Origin of the sequence: Alishewanella jeotgali KCTC 22429 (assembly GCF_000245735.1) — a bacterium.
Classification (GTDB): domain Bacteria; phylum Pseudomonadota; class Gammaproteobacteria; order Enterobacterales; family Alteromonadaceae; genus Alishewanella; species Alishewanella jeotgali.
In genome coordinates this window covers 1-2,677 of the sequence record NZ_AHTH01000042.1, presented here as the reverse complement: position 1 = coordinate 2,677, position 2,677 = coordinate 1, and the positions used below count along the sequence as shown (strand labels likewise).

Genomic DNA, 2,677 nt, shown 5'->3' with positions numbered 1-2,677 from the left:
AGGAGCCTGCATGGCTCCTTTTTTTATTTTCCTGGTTTCGTGACGAGCAAAATCCGGCGTTTGGGTATACAATATCGCCCCTTTATTGGCGAGCTGAGGTTTTATCATGCCCTGGATCCAACTGCGGGTCACCACCACTGAGAAAAAAGCCGAGCAGGTCAGCGATATGCTGATGAGCTGGGGCGCCCAGGCAGTAACCTTTCTTGATGCCAAAGATACGCCAATTTATGAGCCGCTGCCGGGGGAAATCCTGTACTGGGAAAATACCGTGGTAATGGGTTTATTCGATGCCGAACACCCGATGCAAAAAGTGCTGAAGCAGCTTGAAAGCACGGCGCTGTTTAAAGAAGGCCTCAGCTATAAGCTGGAACAGCTGGAAGATAAAGACTGGGAACGCGAGTGGATGGATAACTTCCACCCGATTAAATTTGGCAAGCGCTTATGGGTTTGCCCCAGTTGGCGCGATATTCCGGACCCGACTGCCGTTAATGTGCTGCTGGATCCGGGCCTGGCCTTCGGTACCGGTACCCACCCTACCACCGCACTTTGTATGCAATGGCTGGATAAGCATATCGAACCGGCACAAACCGTGGTCGATTTTGGCTGCGGCTCGGGCATTCTCGGCATTGCCGCGCTGAAACTTGGCGCCAGCCGGGTGGTCGGTATCGATATTGACCCGCAGGCGATTATGGCCTCTAAAGCCAACGCCGAGCGCAATGGCGTAGCCGGGCAAATTGAGCTGTATTTACCCAAAGATCAACCCTGCTTACAGGCCGATGTGGTGGTGGCCAATATCCTGGCCGGCCCGTTGGCGGAACTCTCTGCCGTTATCAGCGCCTATGTTAAGCCGGGCGGTTTACTGGCGTTATCCGGTATTCTGGAGAGTCAGGCGCAAAGCGTCATGGCGGCCTATGCCAGCGAATTTGCGTTTGACCCTATCGCGGTACAGGAAGAATGGGTGCGCTTAAGCGCACGAAAAATCGCCTGATTCAGGCCCAATTCAGCCGATTATGTTTTGCTGGCTACTGTTGCAAAAAACAGCAACAGTTAAATTATCTTTTAATGACATGCAGTAAATTCGCGGGCCTGCTTTTCGGAAAACACTTATTTTCAGCCTTTTAGGGAATGTCAATCCCTGAAAGGGCAAAAAAAAGCAAAAATTGTTTAAAAAACAGCCTTTGCTTTAGTGGTAAAAATCCGTAAACTTAGCGCCCCTTGAGGACAGAGCCTTGGAATCAGTGGTGCGCATAGGTCCATATCAGTTAGCGAATCAGGTGATCTGCGCTCCGATGGCTGGGGTAACCGATCACACTTTTCGTGAACTCTGCCGCCGGTTTGGTGCGGCTTTAGCTGTGTCAGAGATGCTGTCGAGCAGTCCGCAGGTCTGGCAAAGCGAAAAGTCACAAAATCGGATGGGCCATCGCCAGGAGTCTGGCATTCGCTCAGTGCAAATTGCCGGCAGCGATCCGGAACAAATGGCTGCCGCCGCGCAGTATAACGTCGACATCGGCGCCGATATTATCGACATTAATATGGGTTGCCCGGCGAAAAAGGTGAATAAAAAGCTGGCAGGCTCAGCCCTGTTGCAATACCCGGAGCTGGTAGAGCAAATCGTGCGGGCAGTGGTACAGGCCGTTAAGGTACCGGTAACACTGAAGATCCGCACTGGCTGGGACCCGGAACATCGCAATGGCGTGCAAATCGCCCGCATTGCCGAGGATAACGGCATTCAGGCGCTGGCGGTGCATGGCCGCACCAAAGCCTGTATGTATAAAGGAGAAGCCGAGTACGATACTATTGCTGCGATTAAGCAGCAGGTGAAGATACCGGTCATCGCCAATGGTGATATAACCTCACCGGAAAAAGCGCAATTCGTGCTCGACTACACCGGCGCCGACGCCATTATGATTGGTCGCGCGGCCCAGGGTCGGCCATGGATTTTCCGGGAAGTGGTGCACTATCTGGCAACAGGGGAGAAACTGGCTGCGCCTTCGGTTAGCGAAGTGCAGCAAATCATGCTGGAACATGTGCAGGGCTTGCACCAGTTATATGGTGACTATGCCGGTGCCCGTATCGCCCGCAAACATGTGGGCTGGTACCTGGCAGAGCATGATCCGGACGGGTTATTTCGTAGTGAATTCAACGGTATTGAGCATGCCAATGTGCAGCTGGATGCCTTAAATAGCTATTTTCATAAACTAGCAGCAACCTAACGTAAAAGAGAAAAGCAATGTTTAATTCGAACGTTACTTCGCCATTTATCACTAACGCCCACGTTCAGTCTCAGGAAAAGCCACAGGCCTTATCCAGTGCCGTCCAAAAAGCTGTTGCCAATTACCTGCAACAGTTAAACGGCCAGGACGTTAACGATCTGTACGAGCTGGTATTATCTGAATTAGAGCGGCCATTACTGGAAGAAGTAATGAAGTATACCCGCGGCAACCAAACCCGTGCCGCTAACCTGATGGGTATCAACCGCGGCACGCTGCGCAAAAAGTTAAAACAATACGGCATGTCATAATGCCACGCGGGGTCGGCCCCGCTACAAGCACCTTCGGGTGCTTTTTTATTGGCTAAACTTAGGGCGTGTTGACGTTTGCTGCTTAGATTTTGTTCGCACTGGCGGCGCTTTGATCGCGAAACGAGGAGTGCGGTTTAGTTATTCTAAATAAACGAC

Annotated in this window: 3 protein-coding genes; all 3 read left to right on the top strand. The window is 51.8% G+C overall.

The window, feature by feature from the left end:
• Nucleotides 1-106: 106 nt before the first annotated feature.
• The 3 genes from prmA (at nt 107) to fis (ending at nt 2,521) form a co-directional block, all read left to right on the top strand.
• Nucleotides 107-988 carry a 50S ribosomal protein L11 methyltransferase gene (gene prmA / locus AJE_RS12705; protein ID WP_008951204.1) on the top strand — a complete coding sequence of 294 codons (882 nt, stop codon included), beginning with the start codon at nt 107-109 and terminating at the stop codon, nt 986-988.
• Nucleotides 989-1,241: 253 nt separating this feature from the next.
• Nucleotides 1,242-2,213 (top strand): tRNA dihydrouridine synthase DusB, encoded by a 972-nt coding sequence (gene dusB / locus AJE_RS12700; protein WP_008951203.1) that lies wholly within the window; start codon nt 1,242-1,244, stop codon nt 2,211-2,213.
• A 17-nt stretch (nt 2,214-2,230) separates the two neighbouring features.
• Nucleotides 2,231-2,521, top strand: coding sequence for a DNA-binding transcriptional regulator Fis (gene fis / locus AJE_RS12695; protein ID WP_008607059.1), 291 nt, complete (start codon nt 2,231-2,233; stop codon nt 2,519-2,521).
• The last annotated feature ends 156 nt before the right edge of the window (nt 2,522-2,677 follow it).